General features: G+C 72.4%; 16 protein-coding genes. 5 read left to right on the forward strand and 11 right to left on the reverse strand.

The features are described 5' to 3' along the window. Positions 1-161: 161 nt before the first annotated feature. Positions 162-821 (reverse strand): nucleoside/nucleotide kinase family protein, encoded by a 660-nt coding sequence (locus tag OG272_RS44510; RefSeq protein WP_405895887.1) that lies wholly within the window; start codon positions 819-821, stop codon positions 162-164. Between the two features lie 93 nt (positions 822-914). On the opposite strand from OG272_RS44510, the gene OG272_RS44515 reads away from it, so the two are divergent. Then, the gene (locus OG272_RS44515) at positions 915-1,793 is read left to right on the forward strand and encodes an ANTAR domain-containing protein (protein ID WP_327726426.1); all 879 of its coding nucleotides are present in this window, start codon (positions 915-917) and stop codon (positions 1,791-1,793) included. 56 nt (positions 1,794-1,849) lie between these two features. Here the strand turns inward: OG272_RS44515 and OG272_RS44520 are convergent, their stop codons facing one another. The 5 genes from OG272_RS44520 to OG272_RS44540 all read right to left on the reverse strand — a co-directional run bounded on the left by OG272_RS44520 (position 1,850) and on the right by OG272_RS44540 (position 6,487). Then, positions 1,850-2,965 carry a serine hydrolase domain-containing protein gene (locus OG272_RS44520; protein WP_405895888.1) on the reverse strand — a complete coding sequence of 372 codons (1,116 nt, stop codon included), beginning with the start codon at positions 2,963-2,965 and terminating at the stop codon, positions 1,850-1,852. A 129-nt stretch (positions 2,966-3,094) separates the two neighbouring features. After that, positions 3,095-4,471: a CAP domain-containing protein gene (locus tag OG272_RS44525; RefSeq protein WP_327726424.1), complete on the reverse strand. Its 1,377-nt coding sequence runs from the start codon at positions 4,469-4,471 to the stop codon at positions 3,095-3,097. Positions 4,472-4,511: 40 nt separating this feature from the next. Continuing rightward, the gene (locus OG272_RS44530) at positions 4,512-4,829 is read right to left on the reverse strand and encodes a YkvA family protein (protein ID WP_326574025.1); all 318 of its coding nucleotides are present in this window, start codon (positions 4,827-4,829) and stop codon (positions 4,512-4,514) included. Positions 4,830-4,935: 106 nt separating this feature from the next. After that, positions 4,936-5,319 (reverse strand): hypothetical protein, encoded by a 384-nt coding sequence (locus OG272_RS44535; protein ID WP_326574023.1) that lies wholly within the window; start codon positions 5,317-5,319, stop codon positions 4,936-4,938. Between the two features lie 244 nt (positions 5,320-5,563). Beyond that, positions 5,564-6,487, reverse strand: a complete 924-nt coding sequence (locus OG272_RS44540; protein WP_327726423.1) for a MurR/RpiR family transcriptional regulator — start codon at positions 6,485-6,487, stop codon at positions 5,564-5,566. Between the two features lie 241 nt (positions 6,488-6,728). Here OG272_RS44540 and OG272_RS44545 point away from each other — a divergent pair, with 241 nt between their 5' ends. Then, the gene (locus tag OG272_RS44545; RefSeq protein ID WP_326574019.1) at positions 6,729-7,118 is read left to right on the forward strand and encodes a hypothetical protein; all 390 of its coding nucleotides are present in this window, start codon (positions 6,729-6,731) and stop codon (positions 7,116-7,118) included. Then, positions 7,118-7,939, forward strand: a complete 822-nt coding sequence (locus OG272_RS44550; protein WP_326574017.1) for a DUF1206 domain-containing protein — start codon at positions 7,118-7,120, stop codon at positions 7,937-7,939. The genes OG272_RS44545 and OG272_RS44550 overlap by 1 nt, the downstream gene beginning before the upstream one ends. A gap of 43 nt (positions 7,940-7,982) precedes the next feature. Here OG272_RS44550 and OG272_RS44555 read toward each other — a convergent pair whose 3' ends face one another. Next, positions 7,983-9,695 carry a cholesterol oxidase substrate-binding domain-containing protein gene (locus OG272_RS44555; protein ID WP_327726422.1) on the reverse strand — a complete coding sequence of 571 codons (1,713 nt, stop codon included), beginning with the start codon at positions 9,693-9,695 and terminating at the stop codon, positions 7,983-7,985. 147 nt (positions 9,696-9,842) lie between these two features. On the opposite strand from OG272_RS44555, the gene OG272_RS44560 reads away from it, so the two are divergent. Together OG272_RS44560 and OG272_RS44565 are read left to right on the forward strand one after the other, a co-directional pair. Further along, positions 9,843-10,334 (forward strand): DUF6328 family protein, encoded by a 492-nt coding sequence (locus OG272_RS44560; protein ID WP_327726421.1) that lies wholly within the window; start codon positions 9,843-9,845, stop codon positions 10,332-10,334. Between the two features lie 93 nt (positions 10,335-10,427). Continuing rightward, a complete protein-coding gene (locus OG272_RS44565; protein ID WP_405895889.1) occupies positions 10,428-13,529 on the forward strand; it encodes an amidohydrolase family protein in 3,102 nt (1,033 codons plus the stop codon). 80 nt (positions 13,530-13,609) lie between these two features. On the opposite strand, the gene OG272_RS44570 is transcribed toward OG272_RS44565, so the two are convergent. From OG272_RS44570 to OG272_RS44585, 4 genes are all read right to left on the reverse strand, one after another. After that, on the reverse strand, positions 13,610-14,833 hold the full coding sequence (locus OG272_RS44570; RefSeq protein ID WP_328224567.1) for a 4-hydroxybenzoate 3-monooxygenase: 1,224 nt from the start codon (positions 14,831-14,833) through the stop codon (positions 13,610-13,612). Positions 14,834-14,943: 110 nt separating this feature from the next. After that, entirely contained in the window at positions 14,944-15,921 is a 978-nt protein-coding gene (locus tag OG272_RS44575; RefSeq protein WP_328224792.1) for a pyridoxal-phosphate dependent enzyme, read from the reverse strand. Positions 15,922-16,319: 398 nt separating this feature from the next. Then, a complete protein-coding gene (locus tag OG272_RS44580; RefSeq protein WP_326574008.1) occupies positions 16,320-16,670 on the reverse strand; it encodes a UBP-type zinc finger domain-containing protein in 351 nt (116 codons plus the stop codon). Then, entirely contained in the window at positions 16,667-18,184 is a 1,518-nt protein-coding gene (locus OG272_RS44585) for an ATP-binding protein (RefSeq protein WP_327726417.1), read from the reverse strand. The genes OG272_RS44580 and OG272_RS44585 overlap by 4 nt, the downstream gene beginning before the upstream one ends. Between the last annotated feature and the right edge of the window lies 1 nt (position 18,185).

Below are 18,185 nucleotides of genomic sequence, written 5' to 3' on the forward strand. Positions count from 1 at the left end.
CGCGCATCACGCCCGAGGGCGAGTCCACACGGAGGCGTTCACCGCTCTCGTCGGGGACCCGGCGGGCGACGAGCGGGGCGAGGCGACGTTGATGCTCCGCACCTGACCACCGGCCCTACCCGGGCAGCCCGACGATCCCCGCGGACGTCGGGCTGCTTCGTCTACGCCCCCGCATCCACCGCCGGCATCGCCGACTCCGGCACCACCAGGTCCGCGTGACGCCTGGTCGCCGTCACCAGGTCGGCGTTGCGCTGGTCCGTACCGAGAACCCAGGCGACCGCCTCGTCGTGTCCCTTGCCGAACTCCTCGTGGCGGGCGACGAGCCGGCGTAGGCGCTCCCTCTCGTCGAGCTCGCAGAACCAGACCTCGTCGAGGCGGGAGCGGACGCGCGGCCAGAGGCCCGCGTCCACCAGGAGGTAGTTCCCCTCGGTGACGACCAGACGGGCGGTCGGCGGAACCGGGATCGAGCCCGCGACGGGCTGCTCCAGGGTGCGTTCGAACCCCGGCGCGTAGACGACGTCGTCCTCGTCGCCGCGCAGCCTCTCCAGCAGGGCCGCGTACCCCGCCGCGTCGAACGTGTCCGGTGCGCCCTTGCGGCTCCTGCGGCCGAGGCGGTCGAGTTCGACGTCGGCGAGGTGGAAGCCGTCCATGGGGACATGGGCGACCCAGGGCTCGCCGTCGCCGTTGAGTTCCCGGGTCAGCCGCTCGGCCAGCGTGGTCTTCCCCGCGCCGGGGCCGCCGGTGATCCCGAGGAGGGCGCGATGACCGGGGCGGGCCAGGGAGGCGGCCCGGTGCAGCAGGTCGTCGAAGGTCAGGGGCATGCGCACGACGGTAGACCCCATCCGGCGTACTCGGGACGAGACCGGGCAGACGAGCCCTGCGTCGGTCGGAGCGAGAAAGGCGGAAGGTGCCCGATGAGAGAGAGGTCCTGGTCGGAGCCCCACGACGAGGGCGGGGCGGTGCGGGAGGAACTGGCGCGGCTGCGCGCGGAGGTACGGCAGCTGCGCACCCGGATGGAGGGCCGGCCGCTGGTCGCCCAGGCCCAGGGCATGCTGCGGGAGCGCTATGTCCTGCCGGACGCCGAGACCGCGTTCGCGCTGCTCCAGCGGGCCTCGCAGCAGTACAACGTCAAGCTGCGCACCCTGGCCGAGGCGGCGGTGAGCGCACCGCGTCCGGACGGCCGGAGCGCCCTGTGGTTCCCCGGCCGGGCCCGGCACGCGGAGCCGACGCTCAGCTTCGAGGAGGCCCGCAACCGCCGTGTCGGACGCGGTAACCGGAGCCAGGTCCTGACCGCCCTCCTCAGCCAGACCCTCGCCGTGGTCGGCACCGGCATGGGCAACGTCCAGGTCGCCGACCGCGCCGAGGGCGGACTGCGCATCGAGCGGCACACGGGACACACGGCGGACTTCGTCGACTTCTTCGCGTACGTCGGCGAGGAGGGCACGTCCTGCGCCAAGGCCGCGCGGGACCTCACCCAGGTCACCGTCCAGGACGTGGCGACGGACCCGGTGTTCACCGAGGACGCCCGCGCGGCGATCCTCAGGGCGGGCAGCCGCGCCTGCCACAGCGTGCCGCTGACCACCCCCTCCGGACTGTGCGTGGGCATGGTCTCGGCCCACTTCGAACGTCCGACGCAGGGGCTGACACGCGCTCAGACCAAGGCGTTGAGCGTCGTGGGCGCCGAAGTCGGCGAGTGGCTGGCCTGGTACGACCGGACCGTCGTCCTGGACGCCCTGGAACACCTCCACACCCTCGGCCGCGCCCACGGCGGCGGCAGCATCAGCCGACGGTGAGCGGTTCCCGCGGGCCCGGCCCACTGAACGGACCCAGGCCTCGCCCCGTCAGGCCGTCAGCCGCAGAACGTGGACTCCAGCGTGCGGTTGACGGTCGTGTACACCGTGCTGTTGTTGGACGTGTTGGCGAACGACGTCACGCTGCGCTTGCCGCTCTTCGAGGTGAACGCCCAGGTGTAATAGCCCTGCACGGTCCCCGTGTGCCCGTACACCGAGACGCCGCACGACAGATCACGCCGGCGCAGTCCCAGGCCGTACGCCTGGGTGCTGTTCACCGGCGTCCACTTCAGCATCTGCTTCAGCTGGGCGGCCGAGGTGAGCCTCCCCTGCACCAGCGCGGCCATGAACTTGTTCAGGTCCTTGGCGCTGGACACCAGGGCCCCCGCGCTCTGCGCCCACGACGTCGTCTGCAGCGTCGAGTCGATCTTCTTCCCGGTGGAGTCGGCGGTCATGTAGCCGCGGGAGTGCTTGCCGGGGATCGTGTTCTTCGGGTGGACGTAGAACGTGTCGGCCAGCTTCAGCGGCTTGATGATCCGGTTCTGGTACTCGGTCGCCACCAACTTCTTGGTGAGCTTCTCGATGAGCATGCCCGCGACCACGAAGTTGGCGTTCGAGTACGAGTAGACCGCGCCCGGCTTGCCGGTGAGCGGCTCGGCGAGCGACAGGTCCATCAGCTGGCGGTAGGTGAAGACCTTGTTGCGCACCTTCTCGAAGCCCGACACGCTGGGGGAGAAGAGGGTGTTGGCGTAGTCGTACAGCCCGCTGCGGTGGCTGAGCACATGGCGCACGGTGATCCGCTTGTCGGGGAGCAGCCCCGGCAGATACGTGTTGACGGAGGAGTCGAGCTTGATCTTGCCCTCGTCGACCAGCTGGAGCAGGACCACCGCCGTGAACGTCTTGGTGATGCTGCCGACGCGGATGCGGTCCCCGGTGCCGAGGGCCCGCTTGGTGGACCGGTCCGCGACACCTTCGGCCAGATGATGCACCGTGCCGTTGTCGTCGATCCTGGCGAACGCGCCCGGCGCCCCCTGCGACAGCGCCGTGCGCAGGACTTTGCGTAGTCCGGCCGTATCGGGGCCCGCGGCCGGGGCAGCCTGGGCGGGGACCGTCAGGAGGGACAACACGACCGCGCCCAGCGTCGCCACACCCGTGCCCACCGTTCTCGAAACCATCTGATTCGTCTCCCGTTGCTTTCCGTCATCGACAGATTGCATTGGAGTCGAGCGATCACGGAGAGTCAAGTAGCCTGGTGCGCAGGCGAGTTGAGCGACTCGAAAGAGGGACAGTCCGATGGATCGGTTTCAGCCGCCGAAGAGCTGGGTCCAGTACGTGCCGGCCGCGCCGCCTCCGGCGAAGCCGATACCTATATGGGTGAAACCGGGTTTGAGGATGTTCGCCCGGTGCCCGGGGCTGTTCATCCAGCCGCGCACGACCTCGGCGGCGGAACGCTGGCCGCATGCGATGTTCTCCCCGATGGACCGCCGGGTGGAGCCGGCCGCCGCCGCGCGGTGCCAGGGTTCGCTGCCGTCGGGGGAGGTGTGCGCGTAGAAGGCCCGCGCCACCATGTCGGCGCTGTGCGCCTGGGCGGCGTCGGTGAGGAGGGGGTCGGGGGCGAGCGGCGGCAGTCCGGCGGCGGCACGCTCGGCGTTGGTGAGGGTGATGACCTCCGTGGCCGTCCGGCGCAGGCCGTCGGGGGAGAAGGGGTGGGCCCACAGTGCCGTCCAGAACACGGTTCCTGAGCGGGGGTCGGTCGCGTGGCCCAGGCCGGTCTCGCTGTAGGTGGGTTCGCAGAGGGTCTGCCTGGCCTGTCGGTCGGAGAGGCAGTAGTCCACGAACTCGGCGGGGGTGCGGGGGCCGGAGACCAGGTGTTCGCCGATGGTCAGATAGGCGTAGCCGCCGGTGGTGACGCGTCGGTAGACGGACACGCCGTCTCCGCCTTCCGAGGCGAGTCGGCGCTGTGCGGCCATCGCCGCGGCGTGGGCCTGGGCCGCTGCCGACAGCCGGGCGTTGAGGGAGACGGGTGGGGAACCCGCGGCGGTGCGGGTGGAGTTGACCAGGCCGAGGAAGCCGTTCGTGGCGGGTGCGGGCGGGGCGGTCCGCGCGGTGCGGGCCGGTGGGGTCCGGTCCGGCGGTTCCCCGTGCCCCTGTCGGTCCGGCGGTTCCCCGTGCCCCTGTCGGGGCGCGGGTGTGGGCGCTTCTTCCTCCAGCACCGCCACGCCGAAGTCCCTCGCGACGCCCGCCAGGCCGTCCGCGTAGCCCTGGCCCAGTGCCCGAAGCTTCCAGCCCCCGCCCCTGCGGTACAGCTCCGCCAGGAGCAGTACGGTCTCGCGCTGGGGCCGCGGCGGTGTGAAGCGGGCGACGGTGCGGCCGGCGGGCGCTGTGACGAGCAGGGTGGGGGCGGGCAGGTGGCCCAACGGCGTGTCCGGGTCGGCCGGGCTGATCGCGAGGGTGAGGCGGGTCGCGCCGGGACGGAGTCGGGGTGGGTCCACCGTCAGGGTGTCGCCGATGAGGCGGGCGCCCGGGGCCGCGGGCTGGTTGTAGAAGACGAAGTCGGCGTCGCCGCCGACCTTGCCGGTGTCGTCGGTGATGAGGGCGGACAGGTCGAAGGGGCCCGGCACCCTGATCGTCAGGGTGCCGTTCGGCAGGGGGAGGTTGCCCCCCGGTGTCAGCTCGCTCATCGGTGCCGTCCGTCGCAGTGACCGTCAGCCCGACAACGTCTCATCCCCGCAGGGCGGTTCCCGTGCCCTCCTGCCGCTCGGCGGCCAGGGCGTCCTGGCGGCCGGAGCGCATGGATTTGAGGGCCAGGAGGAGGACGCCGATGTCGTCCAGGTAGACCGGGTCCGGTACGAGGTCGGTCGGGAGGACGAGATAGAGGACGGCGCCCCAGAAGACCCACTTGGGGCCGGTGGGCAGGCCGGCCCGGTTCAGTTCGCGCCGGGTGCGGACCAGCCGTAGGAGTAGCCAGACGGCCACGCCGAGGACGGCGGCCGCGATCAGCGCGATCGCGACGATCACACCCCATGTCCAGGAATCCATCGGTCCGCCCCTCAGTAGGGCCGGGCGGTGTGCCCGGCCTGTGCCCTGCCCATCGTCTTCCCTCCGGAGGCGCCGTGTACCGCGGCGCGCGGGGAGCGGCGCCGGGTCAGTTCGAGGCGCGGGCGAGGTTGTGGTCCACCAGGGCCTGGCTGACGGCCCGGATGGAGCGGGCCATGTGGTTCAGCTGCATGACCTCGGCGGCGTACATCTTGATGGTGTGCTCGATGACCGACTCGGACATGCCGAGGCTGGGCAGCTCGGAGCGGGCGGTCTGCAGGGCGGTGCGGGCGACCCGGATCTCGTGCTGGACCTGGATCTGGGCGTGACGGGCGAGCAGCACGGGGTGGCGCATCATCGCCGGGTAGGTGCCGTAACGGGCCGGCACCAGCTCGCGCAGCCACTTGGCCGCGGACCTCTCCCAGTCGTAACTGCCGGGTGTCTTGACCTGACACGGCCAGTCCGTGCGGAGGGGCGAGGAGGTGAGGGCCATGTTCAACGCTCCGGTCTTGCATCGACGCCATTGGGTGCAGCGGGTGTGGAGTCTGGGCGGCCCCGGTCTAGGGGATGGCCGGGGCCGCCTCACCCGGGGCGCCGTTGCGGGTAGGAGCGGACGGACCCGGGTGGACGTCGCGATCCGGAATCCCACCGGGTCGCGATCCGGGAGCAGTATTTATATATACCGATGAGTTTGCAAGAACATGAAAAAATTCATGAAGAACGGGCCCATTCCCGGCTCAGTCCCGGAGGAAGAACTGGTGGTGCTCCGAGACCTGCTCGTACGCCTCCAGACGGGCCTGGGTGCGCTCGGGGTCGGCGTCGGTCATGGCCTGGAGCAGGGCGGAGGACATCATCACGGGGGCGGCGTAGGAGTCGAAGACCAGGCGTGAGCCGGTACCGGTGGCGAAGACGGCGTCGGCCTCGTCCGCGAGTGGCCCGAGCGCCAGGTCGGTGACCAGGGCCACCCTCAGCCCGGCACCGTGGGCGACCCGCAGTGCGGTCAGGGTCTCCTGCGCGTGCCGGGGCATGGAGAACGCCAGCACCCAGGTGCCGCCCGCCTCCCTGGACTGCAGCAGGGCGTCGTAGGCGACCGTGCCGCCCTTGGTCACCAGTCGGACGTCGGGATGGATACGGCGGGCGGCGTACGCGAAGTACTCGGCGAGCGCTCCGGAGATCCTGAGGCCGAGGACGGTCAGCGGGGCCGAGCGGGACAGGGCCCGGCCGATCTCGATCACCTGGTCGGGGTCGGCGAAGTCGCGCCGCAGGTTCTCCAGGTTCTCGATCTCGGCGTCCACGGCGGCCTGGAGTTCGTTGCTGCGGTCCGCGGCGGAGATGCCCGGGGCGCTGCCGAGGGTGGCGAGGGCGATGGCCTGGAGCCGCTCGCGCAGCGCGGGGTAGCCGCTGAAGCCGACGGCCGCGGCGAACCGGGTCACCGAGGGCTGGCTCACGCCGACCCGCTCCGCGAGATCCGTGATCGACAGGAACGCGGCCTCGGTGATGTGCTCGATCAGGTACTGGGCGATCCGCCGCTGCCCGGGGGAGAGCCGGGGGCCGTCGAACAGTTCCCTGAGCCGGGACGTGGGCGACTGCTCGGTCTCCGGGGCGGTCCGTCCGGACGTGATCGCTGATGCCTGCGCACGTGCCTGCTGCGGCGATGGCACCCGCGTGCCTCCTTCGTCTCCCACGAGCACTCAACATAGCCCACGGCCCGTGCGGCCCCCGGCGGATCGGGCCACGCTCCCGGGCGGCGGGGCGGCGGGGCGGCGGGGCGGCGGGGCGGCGGGGCGGGCTTCGCCATCGGCCGGGTGCCCTCGGGCGCGACCTGCGAGAACCCCGTTTCGGGCACACCATGGGGGTACCCGGGGTACCCGCACCCTGTCGTTCACACGAGGGAGAAGGCTCGTGACCCTGCCCAGTCTGCCCGTGTCCCAGGTCGAGGTCGTGCTCTGCGACTGCTCGGCCCAGGACGCCGAACGTGTCTTCGCCTGTCTGCGCACCCACTTCGAGACGGACCGGAGCCCCGACGACCCGCCGCACGAGACCGGCACCGACCGGCCGACGATGTGGACCGGGATGTACGACACGGCCGCGGCCGTCGCCGCCGGCGCGGGGGAACACCCCGAGCCGCCGTCCGCGCCCGTCACGGTCGAGGTCCAGGGCAGTCCACCGGCCGTACGGCTGCTGCGGGAGGCCCTGGAGGAGGCGTACAGCGTCAGCCAGGTGGGCGTGGACGCCGGTGACCAGGAAGTTCAGCTCCAACTGCGGGTCGAGGGGCGGGAGGGGCGCGGCTGATGACGACTCTGGGGGTGGGGCGCGGGCGTGCCGCGCGGGGTTCGGTGACGGAGGGCGCGGCCCGGGCCGGGCTGACCGCGCGCGGCGTCATCTATCTGCTGGTCGGGGCGCTGGCCCTGCAGATCGCCTTCGGCGGGAGCTCGGAGCAGGCCGACCGGCAGGGCGCGCTGGAGGAGATCTCCGAGAAGCCGCTGGGTTCGGTGATGCTGTGGGCCCTGGGCATCGGCCTGGTGGGCATGGCGCTGTGGCGGCTGTCGGAGGCCGTGTTCGGCGCGGCGGGCCAGGACGGCCGCAAGTGGACCAAACGCCTGGCGTCCGCCGCGCGCTTCGTCTTCTACGCCTTCGTCGCCTACTCGGTGCTGACCTTCGCGGCGGGTGAGGGCGGCGGGGGCGGCGGTTCCAGCGACGAGCAGTCCCGGGACGTGACGGCCCGGGCCCTCGAACTCCCCGGCGGCCAGTGGCTCGTGGGCGCCGCGGGCGTCGGTGTGATCGCCGCGGGCGGGTGGATCGGCGTACGGGCCGCGATGCGCTCGTACCACAAGCACCTCAGGTTCGGCGAGATGTCCCGGCGGACACGCCGGCTCGTCGACGTGACGGGTGTGGCCGGCGGGGTCGCGCGCGGCCTGGTGTTCGCGACGGCCGGCGTCTTCGCCGTCCGTGCCGCGATCGCGTACGAACCGGACGAGGCCAAGGGCCTCGACGACACCCTTCGCTCCTTCGCCGAGTCCCCCGTCGGCCCGGCGCTCCTCGCGTGCGTCGCGTTCGGGCTGATGCTGTTCGGGCTGTTCTCCTTCGCCATGGCGCGCTGGCGCAAGGTGTGAGGGTGAGGGTCGGGAGCCGATTCGCTCAAGGGAGCCGATTCGCTCAAGGGAACAGTCGGTCGAGGAAGGTGTTGCCGTACACCCGGTGCGGATCGAGCCGGTCCAGGATCTCCGTCGCGCCGTCCCAGCCCGGCCCCTCACCGTCGTCGAAGGACTCCGGTACGACGGTGCCGAGCACCTCCTCGTCGCTCCAGGCGGCCTCGTCCGTGTAGGCCCACCCCTTGGACCACTCGACCCGGGTGAGGGCATGTCCACCGTCGTACGTCGTGAGCAGGAACCGCTCCAGCTCGCGGAAGAACGCCTCGGCGTCCGGTGTTCCCGGCAGGGTCAGCACGTCCAGCCACACGGCGGTGTCCCATGCGGGCCGGTCGGCGCGGGGCCGTAGCGCCGACAGCAGCGGGGCACGGGCGCCGGCCACCCCGACGTCCGCGGGGTCGTCGAGCCCGGTCACCCGGATCTCGACCGAGCCGTTGACGGGGTACCGCCCCTGGGCCGCGTACGTGGTGAGCCGTTCGCGGTAGAACGCGGCGAACTCGGAGACCACGCGCTGCACCTGGTCCCGCGAGGTGAGCACCGCGTACCCGTTCGCCGTCACCCGCAGCGTCGTCGGCTTCAGGTAGAGCAGCGTGTTCTTCGACGGCCCCCAGATGTCCGCAGACAGCGTGGTCGTCAGCCCCAGCGAGGCCGTGGTCAGCTGCGCGTTGCCCAGCACCGGGGCCAGATACCAGGCGGCGTCGGACGTCATCCGCCCGACGAGGTCGGCGACGACGGTCGGCACGTTGTCCGAGAAGGGATAGTTGTACGGCGAGGTCACGCGGCGGGAGGCCGGCGGGCGGGTCGGCTCGACGCTCCACACCTTGAACCAGGGGAACTCGGTGAACGCGAACCAGATCGCCTCCAGGCGCCCCGCCTCGTCCAGGAAGCTCGCGAAGGTACGCCCGTCGCCGCCGGGCGCGGCGAACAACTCCGCAGCGGGAATGTCCGTCCGGCTCAGGCACCGCAGATTGCTGTTCGCCCCCACCCGCAGTACGAACTCGGTGACCAGCGCCCGCCCGACATGGGTGAGCAGCGCGGCACCGTCCGCGTCGTCCCGCGTGAACGTCCGCAGCACGTACGCGCCGCTGTCGGCGTCCCACACCACCGCCGTCAGCGACAGCACGAGATTGCTGAGCGAGCCGTACGTGTGACCGGGCGGCCGCGTCTCCCCGTCCGCCGGTACGGCCGTGCCGTGGGCGTCGACGGCGAGGGCGCCGCCGATCGAGAGGTCCCCGGGAGCCGGGCAGGCCGTCACCCCGAGGCCATGGCCCTCCAGGAAGGTCAGCAGCCCTTCCAGCGTGGCGCCGGAGCCCACGCGGACGGCGGCGGGGTCGGTCGACTCCAGAGTCACGCCGGTGAGGTGCGCGGTCGTGTCGACGAGCATCACCGGGGCGCCGGAGCCGGTACCGGGGGTGATGGTGAGCGGCGACCAGCCGTGGGAGAGGCCGCGTGCCCGGACCGTCCAGCCCTGCTGCCGGGCCCAGTTGACCACCGCCACCACCTGGTCCGCGTCGGCGGGCGCGCACGCCCACAGCCCGGCGGCGGTGATCTCCCCGCCCCAGTTGCGGTACGCCGACCTGTACAGCTCGACGTCCGAGGGGAAACCGGGCAGTTCGGCCGCTGCGGCGGCCGGGTCCTGGCGGACGAACTGCGGGGTGAGGGCGAGCACGGCCGCGCCGAGGAGGAACCCCCGGCGGGACGTTTCTGAAGAGTCGGTCACCACAGCCACGCTAGGCCGGGAATTGACACAAGTGACCGATCCGCCAACTGGATTCACTCGTGAGAGTGAACGAGGGGGGTGTGTGCCTGGTCATCGGGGGCACAGCGCCAATGAGGGAAGGGAACATCGACCCAACCGGGAGGATGCGTGACCGAGGTGCAGGGCAGCCAGGGCAGAGGCCGGGACGAGACCGAGGACGAGCGTGCCGACCGCCGCTGGAGCGAACTCATCCAGGAGGTGCGGGTCGCCCAGACCGGTGTGCAGATCCTGTTCGGCTTCCTGCTCACCGTCGTCTTCACCCCGCGCTACGACGACCTGGCGCAGACCGAGAAGACCATCTACATCGTCACCGTCGTCCTCGGCGCCGCCGCCACCGGGGCTCTGATCGGCCCCGTCTCCTTCCACCGGATCGTCGCCGGACGCCGCATCAAGCCGGCCGCCGTGAAGTGGGCGGGGCGGCTGACCGTCGTCGGCCTGGTCCTGCTGCTGGCCACCATGACGGCGGCGCTGCTGCTCATCCTGCGCGTGGCCACCCACGACGAGTACGTGCCCTGGCTGGTGGGATGCGTGCTCCTGTGGTACCTGCTGTGCTGGTTCGTGCTCCCGACAGCGATCCGCCGCCGCCACGCCGGCGACTGACACCGGGCGCCGTCACACCGGCGGGTGACATCCGCCGTTGGCGTGAATGGCGGTGTTGCCCGTGCGCCGTGTGGTACGCGAGCGTGCGGTGCCATGGACCGTGACCAGAGTCGCCTCACCCCGCCCCTGACCCGCCGTCAACTCCTCGCCGCCACCGGGGCCACCGGGGCCGCCGCGGTCCTCGGCACCACCGGTACGGCGGCACCCGCCGTCGCCCGGCCCCACACCCCCGGCGCCGGTCCGTCCCTCACCTTCACCCGGGTCACCAACGGCTCGGCGACCCTCGCACCCGCCGGCGACACACTGATCGCCGAGATCCAGAGCGGCCTGTGGTCCCTGCCGCGCGGCGGCGGCAAGGCGGTCCCCCTCACTCCGGCCGGCCTCGAACCCAACCGGCCCACGTACTCCCCGGACGGCGGTCTCATCGCGTTCTGCGCCTACCAGGGCGGCGGCTTCCACATCTGGACCATGCGCCCCGACGGCTCCGAGCTGGAGCAGCGCACCGACGGGCCCTGGGACGACCGGGGCCCGGCCTGGTCGCCCGACGGCACCCTGCTCGCCTTCGGCTCCGAACGCGGCGGCGACCCCGGCGGTCCCTCCCACGCAAGCCCGTACCGCGTCCACGTCCTGGACCTCGGCACCGGCGACATCACCCGCGTCACCGGCCTGCCCGGCCAGGACGGCCCCCTCCAGGACGGCCCGTGGGAGGACTTCGACCCCACCTGGTCACCGGACGGCACCCGGCTCCTCTTCGTGCGCGCCAAGGTCGTCACCTCGGGCACGACCCCTGCCGTCGAGTCCCGCACCGTGGCCGCCGTGGCCGCGGACGGCACCGGCCCGGTGACGGTCGAGCACACCGAGACCGCTGCCGCCCAGGTCATGACCCCCGCCCTCGCCCCCGACGGCCGCCTCGCCTATCTGCGCACCACCGCCTCCCCGAACGGCTCCTGCACCCTCGTCGTCGCCGGAGAGCCCGTCCCGGTCGACGGCGACCTCGCCCCCGTACCGCCCCGCTGGACGGCCGACGGCGAGCTGCTGCTCACGCTGGACGGCCGGTTCACCCTCGTACGCCCCGAGGAACCCGCGCGGCCCGAAGCCATCCCCTTCGAGGGCGTGCTCCCGGTGGACCGGCCGCGCTACCGGGTCAAGGAGTACGACCTCGGCCAGGCGCGCGTACGGCCCGTGCGGGGCATCCACCTGCCCGCACTGTCGCCCGACGGCCGCAGAATCGCCTTCGCCGCACTCAACTCGCTCTGGCTGGCCGGTACTTCGGGCGGGCACCCGCCGAAGAGGCTGCGGAAGTCGCCGCCCACCCGCTGGCTCCTCGCGCCCACCTGGGCACCCGACGGCAGGTCCCTCGTCTACGCCGACGACCGCGACGGGCTCCTCGGCGTGTACCGACACGATCTGGCCACCGGCGACGAGACCGCGCTCGCCACCGGCGGCCGGGTCATGCCCGCACTCTCGCCCGACGGTGAGCGCCTCGCGAGCCTCGACATGGCCGGACGACTCGTCGTACGGGACCTGACGAGCGGCGAGGAGCGCGTCCTCGTGGCGCCGCTCGGCGGGGGCGGAATCCCGGGCAGGCCGAGCTGGTCGCCCGACGGCCGCTCCCTCGCGCTGTGCGATCGCAACCGCCTCGGCGCCCGCTTCCGCGAGGGCTACAACCTGATCCGGATCGTCGACGCCACGACCGGCGCCGACCGGCTGCACGCGGTCGCGCCCCACACCTCGATCGCCGACCGGTACGACTCCGGGCCCGTCTGGTCGCCCGACGGCCGCTGGATGGCCGTGATCGTCGAATCCGCGCTCTGCCTGCTGCCCGTCGCTCCCGACGGCACCCCGCGCGGGAAACTCCGCACCCTCACCACCGAACCCGCCGACCACCCCACCTGGTCCGGCGACTCCAGGACCCTCCTCTACCAGTCGGGCACCCGCCTGCGCCTCATCGACGTCTCCGGTGACCACGCCCGAACCGTCCGGGTGCCGCTCGACCGCACGCGGCCGACACCCGCCGACACCGTCGTCCACGCCGGGCGCCTGTGGGACGGCACCGGCGAGACGGTCCGCGACGACGTCGACATCGTCGTACGCGGCGGCCGCGTCACCGCCGTCGAACCCCACCGGGGCAACCGCCGGGCCGCCCTCCGCCGGGTCGACGCCTCCGCGCACACCGTGCTCCCCGGCCTGTGGGACACCCATACCCACCCCTGGCAGAGCACCTACGGCGGACGCCAGGCCACCGGACAGCTCACGTACGGCATCACCACCGCCGTGTCCCTCGGCGGATTCGCCTACGAACAGGTCCGCATCCGCGAGGAGGTGAACGCCGGCCGGCTCGCCGGACCCCGGCTGCTCACCACCGGCGAACTCCTCGACGGCGCACGGGTCGCGTACAGCATGGGACGCGCCCACCGGACGAAGGCGGGCCTGAGCCGCACCTTGGAACGCGGCGCCGCACTCGACTGGGACTTCGTCAAGACCTATGTACGGGCGCCCGGCTGGGTGATGAGCGAGGCCGCGCACTTCGCCCACGACCGCCTCGGCGTCCGCACGGGCGGGCACCTGCTCTCCCCGGGCGTACAGCTGGGCCAGGACCTGACGACCCATCTCCAGGCCACCCAGCGAGCCGAGTTCGGCCACGCCATCACCGCGAGCGGACGAGCCCACGAGGACGTGGTGGATTGGGACGCCGCCCTCGTGCGACAGGGCGCGGGCATTCCGCCGACGCCAGCCCAACTCGCCGCACTGCGCGCCGAGACCGACATCTACCGGCGGATCCTGGCGGCCGACGGCATCGTCGCCCTCGGCACCGACCAGCCGCTCGGCCCCGTCGGCCTCTTCCTCCACATCGCCCTGCGCGCCCTGCACGCCGGCGGCCTCACCCCCGCCGAGACCCTGCGTACCGCGACCGCCCTCCCGGCCCGTCTCTTCGGCCTCGACGACGACCTCGGCACGGTCGAGACGGGCAAGCTCGCGGACCTGACCGTCGTCGACGGCGACCCCTTCACCGACTTCGCCGACCTCGTCCGTACGGTGTCGGTCCTGCGTGGCGGAACCCCTTACACCACCGAGGAGTTGGTGGCCGCGTACCGGCCCACGGCCCGGCGCGTGAAGGCCGCCGGGACCGAGGAGGACTGGCTGGAGGTCGGACGGCTGATGCGCCGGGACGGCTGCTGCCACGACGGCCACTGAGGGAGGTCCGCCTCAGCCTCAGGGGCCCGAAGCCCGGGCGGTCGCCGGCCGAGGGCCCTGAGACGCGGCCTTGCCAGGGTCTAGTGGTCGGTCTCCTTGCCGATGAACAGTTCCGCGAACGTCGACGCCGCGGCGGGGGAGCCGAGGACGCGACGGAGCCGGGCGGTCGCGGCGCCCGCCCGGAACGGATCGCCGGACGACGGCCCGTGGAGCAGCTCCGCCAGCCACTGCGAGAACTCCTGGTAGTGCCAGACCCGGCGCAGACAGGCCTCCGAGTAGCCGCGCAGCCCGCTGTCGTCACCCTTGCCGAGGGAGGCGATCAGCGCGTCCGCGAGAAGCAGGGAGTCGTGGAGCGCGAGGTTCATGCCCTTCGCGGCGATCGGCGCGACGAGGTGGGCCGCGTCCCCCGCGAGGAACAGCCGGCCGTACGCCATCGGCTCGGTGACGTAGTTGTGCAGGTCGAGCACCCGCTTCTCGACGAGTGGGCCCTCGGTGAGCGGGCGGGTGCCGGGGACGGCCAGCCGGGTGTGCAGCTCGGACCAGACCCGTTCGTCCGGCCAGTTCGCCGGGTCGTCGCCGGCCGGGACCTCCAGGTAGTAGCGGGTGACCTCGGGGCTGCGCGCCATGTGCCCGGCGAAGCCCCGGGCGTGCACCCCGAGGATGACGCAGTCGGACGACGGCGGCGCCTCGGCGAGCAGTGCCAGCCATCCGACGCCGTGGTCGTGCCGGGCGACAGTGGCGTGCTCGGCCGGCAGGGCGGCCCGGGTGACACCGCGCGCGCCGTCGCAGCCGGCGACGAACTCGCAGTGCAGGAGGCGTCGTTCGCCGGTCGCCGGATCCACGTACGACACGGACGGCCGCTCGCTGTCGATGTCGTGCAGCCGGACATCGCGCACGCCGAAGCGGATGTCGCCGCCCCGGACGTCCGCGTACTCCCTGACCAGGTCCGTCACGAGCAGCGGCTGCGGGTACACGTAGTGGTGATGGCCGGTGATCTCCGTGTACGGGAACCGCCGCCGCTCACCGGCGAAGCGGAACTCGAACTCCGTGTGCACCGGCGCCCGTTCCAGGAGCCGGTCGGCCAGTCCGCGCCGTTCCAGCGCGCGCACCGCCCACTCCTCCAGGAACCCGGCCCGGGGCCGCCGCTCGATGAACTCCCTGCTCTCGGTCTCCAGCACCACACAGTCCACGGCGGCGGCCCGCAGGATGTTGCCGACGGTCAGCCCGGCGGGTCCGGCACCGACGATGACGACCGGGGTGCGCTCGGCCGGGGCGGAGCCCGAGAGGGGGGTGGGGGTGGTCACCCGAGCATTATGCCGGGTGCCGGGTGAGCGGCTTCAAGTGACGGTGAGCGGCTTCAAGTGACGTGGAGGGCAAGGCTGTTGAGAGCTCCCGGCGGCCGGGCCGGCCGGGGTCACGTCAGCCCGAACTGCCGCGCCCAGTCCGTGATGTCGGCCGGGGTCGCGTTGCCGCCGCAGACGACGAGGCCCAGCCGGGCGCCGTCGCCGACCCGCTCCAGCACCTGCCGGGCGGCGGGCAGCAGGCATCCGGCGGCGGGCTCCGTCCACACCTTGGCGTGCTCGGCGAAGTCGAGGACGCCTCGCACCGCCTCCGCGTCGGAGACCACCAGGACGTCCTCGACGAGGGCGGCCACGTGGTCGTAGGTGAGCTGGGAGGCGGAGGGGGCGCTGAGCGTGGTGACGACGGAGGAGAGGGGGACCGTGACGGGGCCGCCCGCCGCGAGCGCCTCGGTCATGGCCGTGGCGCCGACGGTCTCCACGCCCCAGACGCGGACCTCCGGACGCAGGGCCCCGAAGGCGGCGGCGACACCGGCGACGAGCCCGCCACCACCGATGCTGACGAGCACGTCGGTGAGCGCTCCGCCGTCTCCGCTGCCTCCGGTGTCCTCGGCGAACTCCAGGCCGACGGTGCCCTGACCGGCGATCACCAACGGGTCGTCGAACGGGTGGACGAGGGTGAGCCCCTCCGACCGCAACCGCTCGGTCAGCGCGAACGCCTCCGCCATCCCGTCGGTGAGCCGCAGCGAGGCCCCGGCCGCCTCGACGAGGTCGGCGGCCCGCCTGGGCGCGGTCCTCGACATCACCACGGTCGCCTTGATGTGCAGCGCGGCCGCCATGTGCGCCAACGCGATCCCGTGGTTGCCGCCACTGACCGCCACGACCCCGGCCGCCCGCTCGGCGTCCGTCAGCGCCAGCAGCTTCGCCGTCGCCCCCCGGGCCTTGAACGAGCCCGTCCGCTGCAACAGCTCCAGCTTCGCGGTCACCGGGACACCAAGGAACGCGGACAGCCCCGGGCTCGGCACCGTCGGCGTCCGCACGACATGTCCTGCGATCCGCTCGGCTGCGTCCCGGATCTCGGAGATCCCGATCAACACGTCCACCCCGTTCCGACGGTCCGGCGACCGCTGGTCGATCCGGACGCCTGTACTTCTGACCTTGATCGACCGACGCCCTGAGGTCAAGGGGAGTTCTCCCGCCCCCGCCGCCCCTACCCGTCCCCAGGGGCTGCGCCCCTTCGACCCCGAGAGGTGGGTTGTTCGTCTGCGGGCGGGTGGGGGCTGGTCGCGCAGTTCCCCGCGCCCCTGAAAAGCAGGGGCTGCGCCCCGTGCTTTTCGTCTTTCAGGGGCGCGGGGAACTGCGCGAACAACCACACACCACCCGCACCCGCCAACGCACCCTCGCCCGCGCGCTGTAAGAGCCCCAGGGGCGAAGGGGCGCAGCCCCTGGGGATGGGACGGGTAAGGGCGGCGGGGGCGAGAACGCCCCGGCGTCACCGCAGAAGCTCGGTCCAGTTCGACGGGACGCGCCCCGAAGGTCCCGGCGTCGGCTGGTCGGCGGGATGGCTGAGGGGCGGCGCGAGATCGGGCCCCGACTCGTACATCTCGGAGGTCTCGTAGTTCCAGTACCAGGACTCGCCCGGCTCGTAGCTCTGGACGAAGGGGTGTCCGGTGGCTCCCACGTGGGCCGTTGCGTGCTGTGCGGGAGAGGAGTCGCAGCAGCCGATGTGGCCGCACTGGGCGCAGCGTCGGAGGTGGAACCACCAGCCGCCGGCCGCCTCGCACTCCACGCATCCGTCGCCGCTCGGCGGGACGGCGGGATCGATTCCGGCGGGCAGGGTCATGAGGTCTCCTCGGGCGCGTCGGGGGCGTGGTCAAGGCCGTCGTCGGGGTCGTCGGCGAGCGTCAGGTCCAGGTCGGCCGCGGGTGCCGTCAGGGGCAGGAACACCTGGAAGCGGGTCTCGCCCGGGCGGGACTCGACCTCGATGTGGCCGTGGTGCTTGTTGACGACGATGCGCCAGGAGATGTCGAGGCCGAGGCCGGTGCCCTGCCCGACCGGCTTGGTGGTGAAGAACGGGTCGAAGATGCGGCCCCGGATGTCCGCCGGGATGCCGGGGCCGGTGTCGCGGAACTCGATCAGCACCTGGTCGCGGTGGTCGAGCGCGGTCCGTACGGTCAGCGTGCCCGCGCCACCCGTGTCGTTGATCGCGGCGACCGCGTTGTCGATCAGGTTCGTCCACACCTGGTTCAGCTCACCCGGGTAGGCGGGGATGCGCGGCAGCGTGCGGTCGTACTCCTTCACCACCTCGATCCGCTCGCCCATCTTCCCGGACAGCATCAGCAGGGTGCTGTCGAGGAGTTCGTGGACGTCGGCGTTCTGGTAGGGGGCGCGGTCGAGCTGCGAGTACTGCTTCGCCGCGTCGACGAGCTGGCTGACACGGGTCGTGGAGTCCTCGATCTCGTTCATCAACAGCTCGGTCTCGACCGTGTAGTTGAGCCAGCGGACCGCCCCTTCGAGGGTGTGCTCGTCCACGGCGGCCGCCACCTGGTCCAGCCAGTCGGTGCCGAGCCCGGCCTGCACGAAGTTCGGCGCGAGCTCCCAGCCACCGGCGATGCCGTGGTCGTCGAGCCAGTCCGTCAGCTCGTCCTCCCGGTCCGAGGCCTCCAGCGGACTGAGCGGGGTCGCCTTGGCGACCTGCTCGGCCGTCCGCTCCTGAAGATCGACCAGTGACTCCAGCATGGCCCGCTTGTACGGCCCGGCGGCGATGACCCCGAGCTTGTGCCGCATCCCGGCCACCCGCTCCCGAAGCGCCGAGGTGGCCCGGACGGCCGCCGCCGCGGGGTTGTTCAGTTCGTGCGTCAGTCCGGCCGACAACGAGCCGAGCGCCAGCAGCCGTTCCCGCTGGTTGATGGTCCGCTGGGTGTTCTGGCTCCCGAAGAACAGGCCCTCCAGCAGATGGACGGCCATGGGGAACCAGTCGCGCATGATCTGGGCGAAGGCGGCCGCGGGGAGGACGAAGAAGCGGGAGGGGACGGTGGCCCGCATCGAACCCTTGTAGCGGGCCTGGTCCGCCTGGTCGCCGAGATATGCCTGGAAGGCGCCCGCGTACACGCCCACCTGGGAGCTGCGGCTGACCTCCACGTCGTCGTCGCCGACCTGCCGCGACAGCACCACCGTGCCCTCCAGGAGCACGAAGAAGCAGGTGGCCGGCTCGCCCTCCCGGTAGACATGACCCGGTTCGAACCGCTCCACCCGGCCCTCACGGCACAGCCGGTCCAGCTGCTCGCCGTCCAGCTTCTCGAACAGGAACAGCCTGCCCAGCTCGGCCCGGTCGCACGGCGACGGCTGCCCGCTCACG

The organism is Streptomyces sp. NBC_00104, assembly GCF_045160825.1.
GTDB lineage: Bacteria > Actinomycetota > Actinomycetes > Streptomycetales > Streptomycetaceae > Streptomyces.